The organism is Allomuricauda sp. R78024 (genome assembly GCF_044596045.1).
In the GTDB taxonomy this organism is placed as follows: Bacteria; Bacteroidota; Bacteroidia; order Flavobacteriales; family Flavobacteriaceae; genus Flagellimonas.
This window is the reverse complement of sequence record NZ_CP138995.1, coordinates 3,728,701-3,745,365: the sequence shown is the minus strand read 5'-3', so window position 1 is coordinate 3,745,365 and position 16,665 is coordinate 3,728,701. Positions and strand designations below refer to the sequence as shown.

The window sequence follows — 16,665 nt, the reverse complement described above, 5'->3', positions numbered from 1 at the left end:
TTTATTTTGTTTCAAAATATTCAAGTATGAAGAAAAAAGTCCTAAAGATTACTGGAATAACCCTACTTATTTTTATTGCCTTAATAATTGCTCTTCCATTACTTCTGGAAGGCAAAGTCGCAGATATTATAAAGAATAAGGTCAATAACAGCATTAATGCAACATTGGATTTTGAAGAAGCTAGTTTAAGTCTGCTCAAAAGCTTTCCCAACGCAAATGTTGAACTTACCAACACGTCATTGGTCAACAAAGCTCCTTTTGAAGGTGATACATTGTTTGCTTCGGGACAGATTGAGTTAAAAATGTCCATTAAAGAACTTTTTAAAACTGCCGAGGAACCAATAGTCATTAAAAGCTTAAAACTTGATAAAGCAAAGCTTCATATTAAAGTTGATGAAGCGGAAAATGCTAATTATGATATAGCACAAGAAGATGAGAGTAATGCAGAAACTTCATCAGAAGAAACATCCAACAACTTCACCTTGGCATTGGATGCTTACGAAATCACCAATACCGAAATCATTTATGATGACTTTGCTACGGGAATGCACTTGTTGATTTCTGAAATGAACCATTCAGGAACGGGTGACCTTTCTTTAGAAAACTCCCAGTTAAAAACCCTTACTGATGCTTTGGTTTCTTTTGAAATGGACAGCACCAAATATTTGAACAACAACAAACTGTTTTTGGATGCACTCATTGGTATCGATTTAAAAAATAACAAATACTCCTTCTTGGAAAATAAGGCCCTGGTAAACCAACTATCTCTAGTTTTTGATGGATTTATACAAGTGAATGAAGAGAATCAAGAAGTGGATATAACCTTTAAAACCCCATCATCGGATTTCAAGAATTTTTTAGCGGTGATTCCAGAGGCATATTCAAAGAATATTGAAGACGTTCAAACCACCGGGAATTTTGAGGTTAATGGACAGTTTAAGGGAATTGTGGATGATACACATATTCCAACCTTCAACATCAAAATAAATTCTGAAAACGCTTCTTTCAAGTACCCAGATCTTCCAAAATCTGTCCGTAATGTTTTTATAGATACTGAAATCAACAACACGACAGGGATAACAGAAGATACTTATGTTGATATTAAGAAGTTATCCTTTACCATTGACCAAGACAAATTCAATCTAAATTCCAGAATCAGGGATTTATTGGGCAACACCAAAGTGAATGCCCATATGGATGGAAAGATAAACCTTGCAAATATTTCACAAGCGTATCCAATACCCGCAGGTTACGATCTTAAAGGAATTTTAAATGCTGATGTCACTACCGCCTTTGATATGGCTTCATTAGAAAAAAAGCAATATCAGAACACAAAGACCAGTGGCACTATGAAACTCACAGGTTTTGAATACGCTTCTGAAGAATTAAAGAACCCCGTGGTTGTAAATGCTGCAGCGGTGACCTTTAATCCGCAAACTGTAACCTTAAATTCTTTTGAAGGAAAAACGGGAGGTACAGATTTTAATACTACAGGAACGTTGACCAATTTGCTGGGATTTATGTTCAATGATGAAAATGTGGAAGGGAATTTTAAACTTAACTCCAATACATTTGCTTTAAATGATTTTATGGTCCAGGAAAATGGCGCCGATGGTGAGGCGGGGGCAGGGGAGACTTCTCCTTCGGGAGCAGACGAGCGAATCAAGATTCCATCTTTCTTGGATTGTACCGTTGATGCCACAGCGAACACAGTGCTATATGATAACTTAACTTTGAAGAATGTTGCAGGAACGCTGATTATTAAGGATGAAACAGCTACCGTAAAAGATTTAAAATCCGACCTGTTTGGTGGTACCCTGGGTGTCACCGGCTCGGTGTCAACAAAAGAGGAAATCTCTACATTTAATATGGACCTGGGAATGAACAACTTTAATATAAGTGAGTCGTTCTCCTCGTTGGATTTGTTCAAAGTATTGGCGCCTTTAGCAAATGCGCTTCAAGGAAAGTTGAATTCTGACGTTAAAATTTCAGGAAACTTAAAAGAGGATTTTACGCCGAATTTGGCAACAGTCTCCGGAGGTTTGCTTGCAGAGTTACTTTCTACAAAAGTAGATGCAAAGAATGCTCCCTTATTATCTGCATTGGACAGTAAACTAAGTTTTTTGAATACTAAAGATTTAGACTTAAGCGATTTAAAAACGGTACTGAGTTTTGATAATGGTTCCGTAAAAGTGAAGCCATTTACCATAAACTATAAAGATATAGCCGTAAACGTAGATGGCAGCCATACGTTTGATAAGCAATTACAGTATAAAGCTACTTTAGATGTACCTGCTAAATATTTGGGAAGCGAAGTAAACAATCTTATCGCCCAAATGGATGATTCCAGTTTGGAGGAACTGACCATTCCTGTTGTTGCGAATATAGGTGGCAACTATGCAAGCCCAACTGTAAGCACGGATTTAAGTTCCGGAGTTTCTAAATTGACGAAGCAGTTGGTAGATATTCAAAAACAAAAGCTGTTGAACCAAGGAAAGGATACAGCAAAGGACCTGCTCTCTGATGTGTTCAAGAATGATGATAAAGACTCTACCAAAACACAATCATCTGGTGTAAAGGAGGCCCTGGGTTCTTTATTGGGAGGTACAAAGAAAGATAGCATTACGGTTGATTCTTCCGCAAAAAAAGAAGACCCGACGAAAAAAGCTGTAAACTCTGTTTTGGGTGGACTTTTTGGTAAAAAGAAAAAGGATACAGTGGATTAGTTTAAAATATTTAGCAACAATTTGTTTTGACCATAAAGTTCTGCTAAATGCTAGAAAGCACTATTTGCTCTTGGATAAGTTTAAGGAGTCAATCAATATTATAATTAAGAAAACGAGCAATAGCAGACCTGAAATGGGCAATGTGATTATTGTTAGCCATGAAAGCGTCAACCACTCACAACCTCCTCCATGACAAGGTTGACCTGTTTTGAGTTTGGTGATCCAAGCTCCTAATAGCCCAATAAGTGTAGGTGAAAAACCAATTAATACAATTATGACCAACCATATTGGGAGTCTGGTCAAATAATGTTTTTTTTCTTTAATAATCAGTCCCATAAATTAATGGTTTAAGGCTCTTTTTTGATATTTCTTAAGAATAGGAGTGAAATCTGTAAAGTAAATATTGGTATCCGTACTTTTTAAGCTATCACTACTTGTAAAATATAACCACTTCAAATCGTCTGTCAGAAATGGATATAGGTCGCTTCCAGAAGTATTTAATTCCGCGATATTTTGTGGAATGGCCCAGGAATTATTCTTTTTAAAACTGATATACAGATCACCATAGGCAGAGACATTCTGTTTTCTTTGTGATGCTTCAAAAATTAAGGTCTTACCGTCGGCACTCACTCCCAAATTCCATTCTCCAGTATCAGAATTTAAAACACTGCCAAGATTGACAGGTGCTTTAAGTTTATCATCCTCATTAGGAGCCATATACAAATCCCCCTGTCCATATCCGCCAGGCCTATTTGAAGCAAAGTATAAATTACCCCACATGTCCACAAAGGGACTATATTCGCTTTTTTCTGAATTTATTGGGTTGGGCATGCGCTCTGGTTCTGTCCAGTTATCACTGGATGTTCTTTTTACTATCCAAATGTCTGATGAAATTGTGTTTTCTGAAGATGGCCTTTTTGAAATAAAATAGATGGTTTTACCATCAGAGGTAATGTGAGGGTCACTATCATCATATGTTCCAGAAAATGATACTATTTGGGGTTTGGACCATTTTTCTCCATCAAAAAAAGAGTGATAGATACTACTTTTCATATCATTTTTGCCCCATTGTTGCATGCTGCGAGCAAAGTACATTTCGGTACCGTCTTGGGTAAAAGTGGCACCATATTCAACATGTTTGGTTGATATGTTACCTGGGTCGAAAAGAACTTTACTAGGGTTTGTTTTTTCTTGTGCGTATGTTAAGAAACTTATGAAAAGCAAAATATAAAGAGCGGTATTTGTTTTCACGGTTTCAATTTAGTTTTTCACATTATATTCAGCTAACTCCTAATCCAACATAATATCCCTCATTCCCACGTATATTAAAAACAGTGCTGTCTTCGAAAATGAGGTATTGTCCTTTGATACCCTTTAAGACACCTTTATAGGATGGAGTTTTATCCAGATTTAAGCTTTTTACTTTTTCTGGGTAGTGTAACACGGGAAAATCTAGGTGCGTCTCGGTATTTTCGCCCAAAAAATATTCTGAAGCTTCTTCAGGAATATTGGATTTTAATTTATCACGCCATTCCACCAAATCCACATCTTCAATACGGTTGGTAAGCATCTTTTGCCAACTGGTTTTATCGCTTACAAAATCTTTTAAAGCCACTTCTGTAATTCCGGCTAAATATCTATTGGGAACTTCCACAATTTCTATGGCCTCATGTGCACCTTGATCGATCCAACGGGTGGGCACCTGGGTTTTTCTGGTAACACCGACTTTAACATTGCTAGAATTGGCCAAGTAAACAATATGTGGTTGAAGCTGCACCTTTTTTTCATATTCCAAATCACGATCTTCTTTGTCCAAATGGGCAGTGCTCAACTCTGGTTTCATGATCCAGTCTCCTGCCAAGGGTGTTTCGTAAAAGCAGGATTTGCAGAACCCCATACGGTAAATGGGTCTTTCCTTACCGCAATTAAGACATTGAAATTTTATAAAATCAATTTGTATTTCTTTATTCAATAATTGATTCATGTTTAGAAAATCATTTTCAAAAACCAAAAAGTATTGAATTGGATTTCCTATCTCGGTTTGCATTTTGCGCAGAACTCCTTCGTAAAGCATGATGGAATAGATATGTTTTTAAGCTGATTTGAAAATGAAAGTTAGATAGCCTATTTTAGCTAATACACCTAACAATATTCTAGGTTAAAGATACCTAAAAATGCCAATACCTTTGTTTAATTCCATCGCTTCTTGGCTACTTAAGAAGCGCTATCACCAAATAGAACTTTTTCTGAAGTATCCTTTGGATGTACAAGATGAGGTGCTTAGGCATTTGGTTGACTATTCCAAAGATACCATGGTAGGTAAGCAATACGGGTTCGCGGACATAGACAAATATGAAGACTTTGCAAATAGAGTTCCTATTGTAAGTTATGAAGAGGTAGCAGGTATGATTGAAAGAACACGTAAGGGTGAGCAAAATCTGTTTTGGCCCACGACTATAAAATGGTTTGCCAAAAGCAGTGGTACCACTAATGCAAAAAGTAAGTTTATTCCAGTAAGCGCAGAGGCTTTAGAAGACTGCCATTACAAATCAGGTAAAGATTTACTTTGTCTGTACCTAAATAATAATGAGAATTCCCAATTGTTTAATGGTAAAAGCCTTAGACTGGGCGGCAGTAAGGAGCTTTATGAGGATAATGGAACTTTTTTTGGAGACCTTTCGGCCATTTTAATTGATAATATGCCTTTATGGGCAGAGTACAGTAGCACACCAAGTAGTAAGGTTTCTTTAATGAGCGAATGGGAATCCAAATTAGAAGCCATTATTGAAGAAAGTATCCATGAGAACGTCACCAGCTTGGTAGGAGTTCCCTCTTGGATGTTGGTATTATTGAATGAGGTCTTGGAAAAGACGGGAAAGAATCACTTGTTTGAAATCTGGGAAAATCTGGAAGTTTATTTTCATGGTGGTGTGAGTTTTGCACCATATAAAGATCAATACCGAAAATTATTACCACGGAAGAATTTTAACTACTATGAAACCTATAATGCCTCTGAAGGTTTTTTTGGCATTCAGGATAGGAACAACTCTGAGGATTTGTTGTTGATGTTGGACTACGGTATTTTTTATGAGTTCATCCCAATGGATTCCTATGGGAATAAAGAGAAAGCGATTCCGCTTTGGGATGTTAAGGAAGGTGTAAACTATGCGGTGGTTATTACTACAAATGGAGGGTTATGGAGATACAAGATTGGAGATACGGTCCGGTTTACTTCCACAAGTCCCTACAGAATTAGAATCACTGGGAGAACCAAGCACCATATCAATGCTTTTGGTGAAGAACTTATTATAGAAAACGCAGAAGAGGCTCTAAGGCAAATATGCCAAAAGACAGATTCGGAAATTATGGATTATACAGCAGCTCCTATTTTTATGATTGGAAATGAAAAAGGGGCACATGAATGGATCATTGAGTTTAGAAAACCACCCAAAGACGTTAATTATTTTACAGAGTTTTTAGATAACGCCCTTAAATCTTTGAACTCGGATTATGAGGCAAAGCGATACAATAACATTACCCTAAAAATGCCTAAAGTGCATATAGCCAGACAGAATTTGTTTCATGATTGGCTTAAATCCAAAAATAAATTGGGCGGGCAGCATAAGATTCCAAGGTTATCCAATGAACGAGCATACATTGAAGAACTCCTTCAGATGAATTTGCAAACCAAATAACTATCCCTTAGATTTTACGAAAACGTTTTCGTAAAACTTCACCGTTCGTCGAACAAATTTTTCTTTTGGACAAATAAATATGGATTTTACCCGTTAATGATTGAAGTTTGATTCAGAAATTTTGAGTTCCCCAGATCTTAATATAAACTGATAACCAAACAAAATAAAGTTATGGCAGAAAAATTAGTTGTCTTATCAGACATGTGGGGCGTAAAAAAAGGCCTTTGGATTACCTCTTATTTTGGATACTTGCAACAGTACTATGACATTGTTTTTTACGATTGTCAGCAGTTAGGAAATATAGATGTTCCAGTTACTACAGAAGAAAATATTCATAAAGCGTTTGTTGGTGGAGGCATTGATACCGCGGTTGCCCATCTACTTAAAAAAGAGACGGAAGCTAGTCACTATCTAGCGTTTAGTACAGGAGGAACCATAGCTTGGAAAGCTGCTTTAAAAGGACTGCCCATGAAGTCGCTAACAGCCATATCACCAACAAGAATAAGATTGGAAGATGAAAAACCAGATGCTCCACTACATTTAATTTTTGGAGAGCGAGATGAATTTAGACCTGATTCTTCTTGGGAAAAGGAAGTTGGAATGGATTTAAATGTGATACCAAATTTTGGTCACCAATTGTATTCTGACGAAAAGATAATTTCGCAAGTTTGTTTAGATCTTCTAGAAAAAGTAACCAAAAAAGCAGTCTAAGAGACTGCTTTTAATTTTTTAATGGTTTCGTAGGAGAGTTTTTCCTCAGCGTAGGCTTTTGTAACCTTAAATTCTTTTTCATCACTACTTGGTAATGTAAACATGGCATCTGTGAATACTGCTTCGCATAAAGAACGAAGACCTCTTGCACCTAATTTGTACTCCACGGCCTTTTCTACAATATAAGTCAATGCTTGCTCAGTGATGCTAAATGTAATTCCATCCATTCCAAACAATTTTTCATATTGCTTTATGATGGCATTCCTTGGCTCAGTAAGAATAGCTCGTAACGTTTTTGTATCTAAAGGATTCATGTGAGTAAGCACTGGAAGTCTTCCTATTATTTCGGGAATAAGTCCAAAATCTTTTAAATCTTTTGGGATGATGTATTGAAGGATATTCTCATTGTCCAATCTGTCCTCAGCTTTGGATGCACTATAACCAACAGCTTGCATGTTCAATCGCTTAGTTATGATGCGTTCAATACCATCAAAAGCGCCTCCAGCAATAAAAAGAATGTTTTCAGTATTTACTTCTATAAATTTTTGATCAGGGTGCTTACGCCCTCCTTTTGGCGGAACATTTACAACAGTTCCTTCAAGAAGCTTTAAAAGCCCTTGTTGTACCCCTTCTCCAGACACATCTCTGGTAATTGATGGATTGTCGCTCTTACGGGCAATTTTATCGATTTCATCAATAAAGACAATGCCTCTTTCTGCTTTCTCCAAATTGTAATCAGCGGCTTGTAGCAATCGTGTTAAAATGCTTTCCACATCCTCACCTACGTATCCTGCCTCTGTTAGTACGGTAGCATCTACAATGGCTAAGGGGACATTGAGCATTCTTGCTATAGTTTTGGCAATTAGGGTTTTACCTGTCCCTGTTTGTCCTACCATAACAATATTACTCTTCTGAATTTCTACATCTTCATCCTTGCCTTTGGCTTGTAAAAGTCTTTTGTAATGATTATAAACCGCAACGGACATTACCTTTTTGGTACGTTCTTGTCCAATTACAAAAGTGTTCAAGAAATCCCTGATTTCCATGGGTTTCTTTAATACCAATTCAGATGAAAGATCTTGATTTTTAGATTGTTTAGACTCCTCCGCAACGATACTATGGGCCTGTTCTATACATCTATCGCATATGTGAGCATCAAGACCAGCTATTAAAAGATTGGTCTCTGGCTTCTTTCTTCCACAAAATGAACATTCCAAATTTTCCTTTGCCATATATAATCAACACATAAAGTTGAACCACTAATAACGTAAAAAAACATGTTTTGGTTTATACTAAAACATTGTTTTTTAACTTCTTTGTTCGGAATTAGGACTTATCCCTTACCAAAATTTCATCAATCATACCATATTTCTTGGCCTCTTCCGCCTTCATCCAGTAATCACGATCACTGTCTTCATATACCTTATCAAAGGTTTGTCCTGAGTGATTTGATATGATTTGATACAATTCATCCTTTATCTTAAGGACTTCTTTTGCTGCGATTTCAATATCACTTGCTTGGCCTTGAGCTCCAGATAGGGGTTGATGAATCATAACCCTAGAGTGGGTCAATCCACTTCTCTTTCCAGCTTGTCCTGCACAAAGAAGTACAGCGGCCATAGATGCTGCAATACCTGTGCAAATGGTAGCTACATCTGGTTTAATAAATTGCATGGTATCATAGATTCCCAATCCGGCATAAACACTTCCTCCTGGGGAATTAATATAAATTTGGATGTCCTTGACAGCATCTGCACTTTCTAGAAAGAGTAATTGCGCTTGGACTATGTTGGCAACTTGATCGTTGATGCCCGTTCCTAAAAATATAATACGATCCATCATCAATCTAGAAAAAACATCCATTGCAATAGCATTAAGTTGTCTTTCCTCAATAATATTGGGTGTCATGTTCATGGGGTACATACTGCTCATGATTTGATCGTAGTACATACTGTTTATTCCATGGTGCTGGGTAGCGTATTTTTTGAATTCTGTTCCGTAATCCATAGGATTTTCTTCGATTTTGCTTAAAAAAAAGGTGCCGAAAATTAAACTTTTCGGCACCGTAAAGATACTTAAATTTCTTTTAGCTCAAGATTAGCTATAGGCCTCTTTAACAAAGTCGTCATAGGTTACCTCTTTTACTTTTAGGTTTGCCTTTTCTTTGTAGAAGTCCAATAACTTCTGGCTCATCAGCTGTTCTGAAAGCCTTTTTACCTCGTCTTGGTTGCTCATTACACGCATGGCAATGTTTTCCAATTCCTCTTCTTGAGGGTCTAAATGACCATACTGTGCCATTTGAGATTTGATGAAACCTTTTGAAAATTCCTTCAACTCATCCATTTGAACTTGAAGATTGTTTTCTTGAATTATCTTACCTTCAATAAGTTGATAACGAAGCCCTTTTTCTGATTTATCAAACTCTTCTTTGGCCTCATCATCTGATAGTGGGTTTTCACCACTTACTTGAATCCACTTTCGTAGAAATTCAGCTGGCAAATCAAATTTGGTGTTATCTATCAGCTTTTCGGTAATATCGTTCAATAATTTTTGATCGGATTGTTGCTCAAACTGCTTTTCGGAATCTTCCTTGATTTTCTCTTTTAATTCTTTTTCAGTCTTTACATTGTCTTTTCCAAACAACTTATCAAACAATTCTTGGTCAAGTACGGCAGGTTCACGTTCATTGATTTCCTCAATGTTTAAGGAAACCTCAATATTTAGCTTCTCTGCTTTTTCCTTGTCCATTCCAAGAGCACTTGAAAGTAAATAATCCTCTTTAAAAAGACCCTTTGTCTTAAGTGAGACAGTCTCTCCAACTTTTTTACCTACAAGGGCATCAATAGCTTTTTTGCTTTTGATTTTATCTAGTTCAACAGTGGTCTTGTGTTCTATTTCCTCTGTCTCATTTATAAAAGTTCCAGTTACTTCATCTGATTTTCCAACTTCAGTTTTTGAAACTAGTTTACCATATTGTTTTTGGATGCGATCTACTTGTTCTTCGATCATCTTTTTATCCGCAACGATCTTATATTGTGTAACCGCTTTTTTAGTTTTTACCTGCACATCAAAACTAGGAGCTAAACCTAGTTCAAATTCAAAATCAAGGTTGTCATTTTCCCAATCAAAATTGTCTTGCTGTTTTGGTAAAGGATTACCTAAAACATCCAATTTTTCTTCGGTTAGATATTTGTTTAGATTGTCTTGAAGCAATTTATTTACTTCATCCACCAAAACGGCTTTACCGTATTGCTTTTTTATAAGGCCCATGGGAACTTGACCTTTGCGAAAACCAGGAATATTGGCCTGCTTTCTATAATCCCTTAGGATTTTCTCTACTTTATCTTGATAATCATCCTTACTTATGGCAACTTTTACAACCGCATTAAGCTCGTCAATCTGCTCTTTTGTGATATTCATCTCCTACTTAATTTTCCTATTCAAAAATGGGTGGCAAAAGTAATGCATTTTCTGCATGACAACAACTTTTTTAAAGTGTTGGTCACCGAACACAATCATTTCTTTTTATCCTCTTTTATAATTGAGTGTAGAATAGACTGTAAAAATGAAAGTAATAGACTGAAAATGATGGCCCACCAAATACTGGAAACTTGAAACCCAGAGATGAAATCAGCTGCAATAAGAATGATAATTGCATTAATGACCAGCAGGAAAAGACCTAATGTAACTATGGTGATAGGTAAGGTAAGAATAACCAGTATGGGCTTTACCACAACGTTAAGTATACTTAGTACTAAAGCAACAATGAGGGCAGTGGTTAAAGAGTCTACGCCTATGCCAGGTAGAACATACGAAAGTATAACTACGGCTAGCGCATTTAAGAGCAGTTTTAAAATTAGTTTCATATGAGATGATTTGTTATAATGAAAAAGGGCACCGCTTGTTACGGTGCCCTTAATATAATGAAATTAAGTGTGGTTTAATCAATATATAGCCCGGTATAATCCAATGGATTTACACCTGGTAAATTGGAACCATATTTTTCGTTAATAGCTGCTACAAAGGCATTGGCCAGTATAGCATACCCTCTTGGTGCAGGATGAACCCCATCTAAAGAAAAACCTCCTCCTGTTCCAAAGGTGGATGTGACCACACTGCCATCTGCCTGCGGGAAACCGTTGGCTTTTAACTCTGCTAAGAGCGCGTTTGCATCAACAAAAGCCAAGTCATATTGGGTGGCCAATGCTAAAATTGTTGCATTATATGCGGTCAATGCATCAGCAACTGCTGTTTGTTCCTCAGGGGTTAAAACCCATTTGTCTTCCAAGGGTATAGCCACGCCATTTATAGATGTGGGGTCAGCAGGGTTGGCCAAAGTACCAATGAACGACCTTGAAGTCAATACCATTAAATCATCAGCTGTAGCCTGGCGCATATTAATAAGAGCTGCATTGATGCCAGTTAAATCGGTTAAATCTTCATCTATCAGCACAACTGCGTTGGTATCTCCTGCGGCAAAAGAAATAGTTCTTTTGGCTATTTCAAGGTCAGCGTTTTCCTGCGAGATGGCCGATTGACCAACAAGAAAAGCAAAAGCTCCAACAATACCTCCATTGTAAGCTGCATATGCACCATTTAAAAGTGCTGCGGTTGCCTCATCCAATGGAACAGGATTGTGCGGTACTGTGGTAAAAAATGGAATATCAGTAACACTTGGAATATTGGCAATCACCCCATTTGCCCCACCCGCTGTGAGTGCTTGTAACATTCCATCTAAAGCTCCAGTCAAAACCAGAGGATTTGTAATATCGTTCCTTGCATACAATGCCGGGCTAACCGTTGGGTCTAATTGATTAGTTCCGGAACCACCACTGGTTGCATATAGCAGAATATCATTTGACCCTGCCCATAGTGAAAAGAAAGATGGAGCTTGGGCAGCTGCGTCTCCAATTACAGATGCATCTTCAGCAGAAGAAAAACGAACAAAATAAGGATTAGCTGCTCCTACGGCCAAACCTGCCAAGCTACCATACCCTGGAGCTAAAAGCTCATAGCTCTTGGCACCTGGAATTCCCATATTATTAAAAGGTCCAGATAATTTAGTTGTGATTTCTGTTGTGCCCGTTCCTTCCTTTGGAGTTGGGGCAGGTCCATCTGCGGTGAATTGCAAAATTAATCTATTGCCAATATCAGGTGAACCATCCATGTTGGCATCTGTTTGTCCATTTATCGTAGCACCTCCTAAATTATCCGCCATAAGTGGAATTTCAAAGGCTCCGCCTCCTGCTAAAGCAAAATTTGATGCTAGCATATTTGGAAATGAAGCTTCTTGGCCTGCCGTAAAAAGGGCATTGTCTGAGAATCCCGCTGTAAGTGAATTTCCTACGGATACATATTTTGTAAAATCTGCAGATCCAGAAGTATAAACTACCGGGTCTGGTGTTGGCGTCATTGTAAGGGGGGCGTCATCATCTGAACATGCTATCAAGAATAAGCCTAAGAAGGGGAGCAGGGCATAAAACTTTTTCATCTTTAAAATCTGTTAGAGTTAGTTTAGGTTAAATTTTAGTTAAACCTGTATTACCAAAACTATGTCAAATTTGTTATACAGACAATTAAATGGATAAAAAAATTATGCATGCATAATAAAAAGGGTTGAATTTTATGAATTTAGGAAGCGAAGCGTCTTTTCAAAAAATTGTTTTGGGTTCTCTGCATGGAGCCAATGACCAGCATTGTCAACAGTTTCAATGTCAGCATTTGGGAAATGTCTTTTTATTTCAGGAAAGTCATTGGGCATAATATATTCTGAACGATCTCCTCTTAAAAATAGGGTAGGACCTTCATAGTTTGCGGTGGCACTTATATTTTCTCCAATTTCATCCATTTTATTTTTGAGAACCTCATAGTTGAAACGTAAACCCAATTTCCCTGGCTCTACCCAATGGAGGTTTTTTAAAAGGAATTGACGTATTCCAAAATCGGTCAAATAATTGGAAAGCTCTTGGTCAGCCTCTTTTCTACTTGAAATTTTTGCAAAATCCAATTTTCCCAGAGCATCAATAATAGGTTGATGATGTGGAGGATAGTATTTTGGGGAGATATCCGCAACAATCAATTTAGTTACAAGTTTTGGATGTGCGGTGGCTAGCTGCATTACAGTTTTGCCTCCCATGGAATGCCCAATAAAATCACCAATATCAATTTTATGGGAATCCATATAGTATAAAATATCCTCGCTCATCAATTCATAATCAAAATTGGTTGAGTGAAAACTTTTTCCATGATTACGTTGATCCACTAAATGAACTTGGTAGCCATTTTCCGCAAATTGATTTCCTAAAGTTTTCCAGTTATCAGACATCCCCAAAAAACCATGAAGAATTAATAACGGCTTCCCTTCGCCCAAAATTTTTGAATGTAGTAGTTCCATTATTTTAATCTATGCAGGTACATGTTGACTACGTTTTCCAGTCCCAAATAAAGGGATTCGCAAATAAGTGCGTGACCAATGGAAACTTCCAATAGATTGGGAATATGTTCCTTGAAAAATTTGATGTTATCCAAACTTAAATCATGACCGGCATTGATGCCCAAATTCATTTCATTGGCCATTTTGGCCGCATCAATAAAAGATTGAATGCTTTCTGTTTTTTTTCCTTCTGAAAATCCTTTAGCAAAACTTTCTGTGTATAGTTCAATTCTATCTGTACCTGTTTGGGCTGCTCCTTTAACCATCTCTACATTTGCATCAACAAAGATGGAAGTACGAATTCCGTTAGCTTTAAAGGTTTTGATTACATCTGCCAAAAAATCTTTGTGTTTAATGGTATCCCATCCAGCGTTGGAAGTAATTGCATCTTCGGCATCTGGCACCAAGGTGACCTGCGTTGGTTTTATATCAAGAACCATGTCCACAAACTTTGGAATTGGGTTGCCTTCTATATTGTATTCCGTGGTGACAATATCTTTTAGGTCATAAGCATCTTTATAGCGAATATGCCGCTCATCTGGTCTTGGGTGAATGGTTATGCCTTGTGCCCCAAAAGACTCAATATCCTTGGCAGATTTAATCAAATTGGGCATGTTACCACCCCTTGAGTTTCTTAATGTTGCCAGTTTATTGATGTTGACGCTTAATTTTGTCATAGGATTCTATTTTTTGAATGTCAAAAATAAGAATTAGGCACGCCTTTTGCGATTTAAAAGTAGTATTTTGCGCTTAATAGAAATGTAATGCAAATCCAAAATCAAATAATCACTACTGTACCCATTTTTGAGGTGTCTGAGACCTTAAAGGAGGTTATCCAGTTTTTTGAGGAAACCACTTTTTCCCATGTTGCGGTTACTGAAAATGGAATTTACATTGGTTTGTTGTCTGAAAACGATCTTGCATGTTTTGAGCCAGCCAAAAAGATAGAAGATTGGAGATTGGAGTTGGAAACTTTTTCGGTAACAAAAGATACCGCTTGGTTAGATTTGTTGGAAATGTTTTCTAGAAACGAGGCAAACGTACTTCCTGTATTAGATGAAAATCAAGTAATAATTGGTTATTATGATTTGGAGGATATTGTCGCTTTTTTTATAAATACTCCTTTTTTTAAAGAACCAGGGGGAATTCTTGTCATTGCAACAGGAATAAAGGACTATTCTTTTAGTGAAATAGCTCAAATAGTGGAAAGTAACAATGCCCGTTTACTGGGGGCTTTTATTACCGATTCCCAAAATGATGTAGTGCAAATAACTTTAAAGGTAGGGACGCTAAATCTTAATGAAGTGGCGCAAACTTTTAGAAGGTACAACTACACAATAGTTTATGGAAATAGTGATGACCAGTTTTTGGAAGATTTAAAGCAACGGTCAGATTATTTAGAAAAATACCTTAACGTTTAAGATGAAAGTCGCTGTTTACGGTCAAGCTTTTCAAGAGCAGGATAAAACCTTCGTCATGGAACTTTTGGAGGAACTTCAAAAGATAAATGCTTCTGTTTATGTTGTAGAAGAGTTTATTGGACTTTTTTCTGAATACAATTTAAATTTTGATTACGGAATATTTTCCCAGACTTCTGGCTTAGACAGCTCTTTTGATATGTTTATAAGCTTTGGTGGTGACGGTACTATGCTCAGGGCAGTAACTTACGTAAAAGATTTGGGGATTCCCATAGTAGGGGTAAATACCGGTAGATTAGGGTTTTTATCCACATTTAAAAAAGAGGATGTCAGAAAAATAGTAACTGAATTTGTTGCGGGACATTATAAAATAGAGGAGAGAAGTTTGGTGGAGGTTGATTTAAATTCTGATTTGGATGAATTTGGAAACATCAATTTTGCTTTAAACGAGATTACGGTTAGTAGAAAGGATACCACTTCTATGATAACGGTAGAAACCTATTTGAACGATGAGTATTTAACATCCTACTGGGCAGATGGATTAATAGTTTCTACACCAACTGGTTCCACAGGATATTCATTAAGTTGTGGGGGGCCGGTGATTGCCCCAACGGCAAAATCATTGGTTCTAACCCCAATTGCGCCGCATAACCTTAATGCACGGCCTTTAGTAATCTCAGATGATACCTATATAAGATTAAAAGTGTCTGGACGGGAAGAAAACCATTTGGTTTCCTTGGATTCTAGGATTGCAAGTATCCCCAACGGCAAGGAAATTATTGTTAAAAAATCAGATTTTACAATTAAAATGATAGAGTACAATTCGGAAAGCTTTTTTAAAACACTTCGCAATAAATTGCTTTGGGGACAAGATAAACGTAATTGAACCTATCAAAAACAATAAAAGAAGCTAAAAACTGTTTAACAAAAGAGAACATTTATAACAGTATACCCTATAGACCTTCCTTTACCTCTAACATGTATAACTTTTAGATAGTATGCGAATAGTTTTGGCTATTTTTTTGTGCTTTGTGGTTAAGGTGAATGCCCAGACCTATGAGATCGGTGTTTTTGCCGGCGGAGCCAATGTAATTGGTGATGTTGGCAGAACAAACTACATACTTCCCTCCGGACCAGCTTTTGGAGGTATTTTTAAGTGGAATAAAAGTAAAAGATATGCATGGCGTGCAAGTGTAATGTACGGAAGCTTTACAGCTGATGACTCCAAATCCAGCAAATCTTCAAGAGAACAACGCGGATATGTAATAGATAATTCTGTTTTGGAGGCCTCCGCAGGCATTGAATTTAACTTTGTTGAATACAATCTTCACAAGCTTGGACCGGCCTTTACCCCTTATCTTTACACAGGTCTTACCTACTTTAGGTATGATTTTAATTATTTTGATGCCCTCCAAGTGCAGGATATTAACCAAAAAGAAGGTAGTTTTGCAATTCCTATGACGGTAGGGGCAAAGTATCGATTAAATCAATTCTTGATTCTTGGTGCTGAAATTGGGGCTAGGTACACGTTTACAGACAATTTGGATGGAAGCAATCCTGAAGGTTCTAATTTTGAGCAATTTAGATTTGGAAATATTTTAAGCGATGACTGGTATGTCTTTTCAGGTTTTACGTTAACGTATACCTTTGGGCGTAAACCCTGCCAGGATTGTTTTGAATAA

The 16,665-nt window shown here is 37.1% G+C and carries 16 protein-coding genes; 6 read left to right on the top strand and 10 right to left on the bottom strand.

Going from position 1 to position 16,665, the window contains the following annotated elements; all coding sequences use genetic code 11:
* Window positions 1–26 precede the first annotated feature (26 nt).
* Window positions 27–2,726, top strand: a complete 2,700-nt coding sequence (locus SJY44_RS16955) for an AsmA-like C-terminal region-containing protein (protein ID WP_396590613.1) — start codon at window positions 27–29, stop codon at window positions 2,724–2,726.
* Window positions 2,727–2,786: 60 nt separating this feature from the next.
* On the opposite strand, the gene SJY44_RS16950 is transcribed toward SJY44_RS16955, so the two are convergent.
* The 3 genes from SJY44_RS16950 to SJY44_RS16940 are packed head-to-tail and all read right to left on the bottom strand — an operon-like array spanning window position 2,787 to window position 4,800.
* The gene (locus SJY44_RS16950) at window positions 2,787–3,062 is read right to left on the bottom strand and encodes a hypothetical protein (protein ID WP_396590612.1); all 276 of its coding nucleotides are present in this window, start codon (window positions 3,060–3,062) and stop codon (window positions 2,787–2,789) included.
* 3 nt (window positions 3,063–3,065) lie between these two features.
* Entirely contained in the window at window positions 3,066–3,977 is a 912-nt protein-coding gene (locus tag SJY44_RS16945) for a hypothetical protein (RefSeq protein WP_396590611.1), read from the bottom strand.
* Window positions 3,978–4,005: 28 nt separating this feature from the next.
* Window positions 4,006–4,800, bottom strand: coding sequence for a DUF2797 domain-containing protein (locus SJY44_RS16940; RefSeq protein WP_396590610.1), 795 nt, complete (start codon window positions 4,798–4,800; stop codon window positions 4,006–4,008).
* A 100-nt stretch (window positions 4,801–4,900) separates the two neighbouring features.
* Here SJY44_RS16940 and SJY44_RS16935 point away from each other — a divergent pair, with 100 nt between their 5' ends.
* Window positions 4,901–6,421, top strand: coding sequence for a GH3 auxin-responsive promoter family protein (locus SJY44_RS16935; RefSeq protein WP_396590609.1), 1,521 nt, complete (start codon window positions 4,901–4,903; stop codon window positions 6,419–6,421).
* A 171-nt stretch (window positions 6,422–6,592) separates the two neighbouring features.
* Complete coding sequence (locus SJY44_RS16930; RefSeq protein WP_396590608.1) at window positions 6,593–7,132, top strand: hypothetical protein; 540 nt, start codon at window positions 6,593–6,595, stop codon at window positions 7,130–7,132.
* Here the strand turns inward: SJY44_RS16930 and clpX are convergent.
* The 7 genes from clpX to SJY44_RS16895 all read right to left on the bottom strand — a co-directional run bounded on the left by clpX (window position 7,129) and on the right by SJY44_RS16895 (window position 14,242).
* Window positions 7,129–8,364 (bottom strand): ATP-dependent Clp protease ATP-binding subunit ClpX, encoded by a 1,236-nt coding sequence (gene clpX, locus SJY44_RS16925; protein WP_298930615.1) that lies wholly within the window; start codon window positions 8,362–8,364, stop codon window positions 7,129–7,131. The genes SJY44_RS16930 and clpX overlap by 4 nt on opposite strands.
* Before the next feature lie 94 nt (window positions 8,365–8,458).
* On the bottom strand, window positions 8,459–9,139 hold the full coding sequence (gene clpP / locus SJY44_RS16920) for an ATP-dependent Clp endopeptidase proteolytic subunit ClpP (protein ID WP_298930612.1): 681 nt from the start codon (window positions 9,137–9,139) through the stop codon (window positions 8,459–8,461).
* A gap of 90 nt (window positions 9,140–9,229) precedes the next feature.
* Entirely contained in the window at window positions 9,230–10,552 is a 1,323-nt protein-coding gene (gene tig, locus SJY44_RS16915; protein WP_298930608.1) for a trigger factor, read from the bottom strand.
* A gap of 95 nt (window positions 10,553–10,647) precedes the next feature.
* The gene (locus SJY44_RS16910) at window positions 10,648–10,998 is read right to left on the bottom strand and encodes a phage holin family protein (protein WP_298930605.1); all 351 of its coding nucleotides are present in this window, start codon (window positions 10,996–10,998) and stop codon (window positions 10,648–10,650) included.
* Between the two features lie 74 nt (window positions 10,999–11,072).
* Window positions 11,073–12,623, bottom strand: a complete 1,551-nt coding sequence (locus tag SJY44_RS16905) for a G-D-S-L family lipolytic protein (RefSeq protein ID WP_298930602.1) — start codon at window positions 12,621–12,623, stop codon at window positions 11,073–11,075.
* Window positions 12,624–12,755: 132 nt separating this feature from the next.
* Window positions 12,756–13,526 carry an alpha/beta fold hydrolase gene (locus SJY44_RS16900; RefSeq protein ID WP_396590607.1) on the bottom strand — a complete coding sequence of 257 codons (771 nt, stop codon included), beginning with the start codon at window positions 13,524–13,526 and terminating at the stop codon, window positions 12,756–12,758.
* On the bottom strand, window positions 13,526–14,242 hold the full coding sequence (locus tag SJY44_RS16895) for a pyridoxine 5'-phosphate synthase (protein WP_396590606.1): 717 nt from the start codon (window positions 14,240–14,242) through the stop codon (window positions 13,526–13,528). The genes SJY44_RS16900 and SJY44_RS16895 overlap by 1 nt, the downstream gene beginning before the upstream one ends.
* 87 nt (window positions 14,243–14,329) lie before the next feature.
* Between SJY44_RS16895 and SJY44_RS16890 the strand changes: the two genes are divergently transcribed.
* From SJY44_RS16890 to SJY44_RS16880, 3 genes are all read left to right on the top strand, one after another.
* Window positions 14,330–14,986: a CBS domain-containing protein gene (locus SJY44_RS16890; RefSeq protein WP_298930594.1), complete on the top strand. Its 657-nt coding sequence runs from the start codon at window positions 14,330–14,332 to the stop codon at window positions 14,984–14,986.
* A gap of 1 nt (window position 14,987) precedes the next feature.
* Entirely contained in the window at window positions 14,988–15,869 is an 882-nt protein-coding gene (locus tag SJY44_RS16885) for an NAD kinase (RefSeq protein WP_396590605.1), read from the top strand.
* Between the two features lie 112 nt (window positions 15,870–15,981).
* On the top strand, window positions 15,982–16,665 hold the full coding sequence (locus tag SJY44_RS16880; protein WP_298930588.1) for a DUF6089 family protein: 684 nt from the start codon (window positions 15,982–15,984) through the stop codon (window positions 16,663–16,665).

Coding starts and splice junctions, on each gene's coding strand:
- SJY44_RS16955 (WP_396590613.1), top strand. CDS start 27: ATGAAGAAAAAAGTCCTAAAGATTACTGGAATAACCCTACTTATTTTT.
- SJY44_RS16950 (WP_396590612.1), bottom strand. CDS start 3,062: ATGGGACTGATTATTAAAGAAAAAAAACATTATTTGACCAGACTCCCA.
- SJY44_RS16940 (WP_396590610.1), bottom strand. CDS start 4,800: ATGCTTTACGAAGGAGTTCTGCGCAAAATGCAAACCGAGATAGGAAAT.
- SJY44_RS16935 (WP_396590609.1), top strand. CDS start 4,901: ATGCCAATACCTTTGTTTAATTCCATCGCTTCTTGGCTACTTAAGAAG.
- SJY44_RS16930 (WP_396590608.1), top strand. CDS start 6,593: ATGGCAGAAAAATTAGTTGTCTTATCAGACATGTGGGGCGTAAAAAAA.
- clpX (WP_298930615.1), bottom strand. CDS start 8,364: ATGGCAAAGGAAAATTTGGAATGTTCATTTTGTGGAAGAAAGAAGCCA.
- clpP (WP_298930612.1), bottom strand. CDS start 9,139: ATGGATTACGGAACAGAATTCAAAAAATACGCTACCCAGCACCATGGA.
- tig (WP_298930608.1), bottom strand. CDS start 10,552: ATGAATATCACAAAAGAGCAGATTGACGAGCTTAATGCGGTTGTAAAA.
- SJY44_RS16910 (WP_298930605.1), bottom strand. CDS start 10,998: ATGAAACTAATTTTAAAACTGCTCTTAAATGCGCTAGCCGTAGTTATA.
- SJY44_RS16905 (WP_298930602.1), bottom strand. CDS start 12,623: ATGAAAAAGTTTTATGCCCTGCTCCCCTTCTTAGGCTTATTCTTGATA.
- SJY44_RS16900 (WP_396590607.1), bottom strand. CDS start 13,526: ATGGAACTACTACATTCAAAAATTTTGGGCGAAGGGAAGCCGTTATTA.
- SJY44_RS16895 (WP_396590606.1), bottom strand. CDS start 14,242: ATGACAAAATTAAGCGTCAACATCAATAAACTGGCAACATTAAGAAAC.
- SJY44_RS16890 (WP_298930594.1), top strand. CDS start 14,330: ATGCAAATCCAAAATCAAATAATCACTACTGTACCCATTTTTGAGGTG.
- SJY44_RS16885 (WP_396590605.1), top strand. CDS start 14,988: ATGAAAGTCGCTGTTTACGGTCAAGCTTTTCAAGAGCAGGATAAAACC.
- SJY44_RS16880 (WP_298930588.1), top strand. CDS start 15,982: ATGCGAATAGTTTTGGCTATTTTTTTGTGCTTTGTGGTTAAGGTGAAT.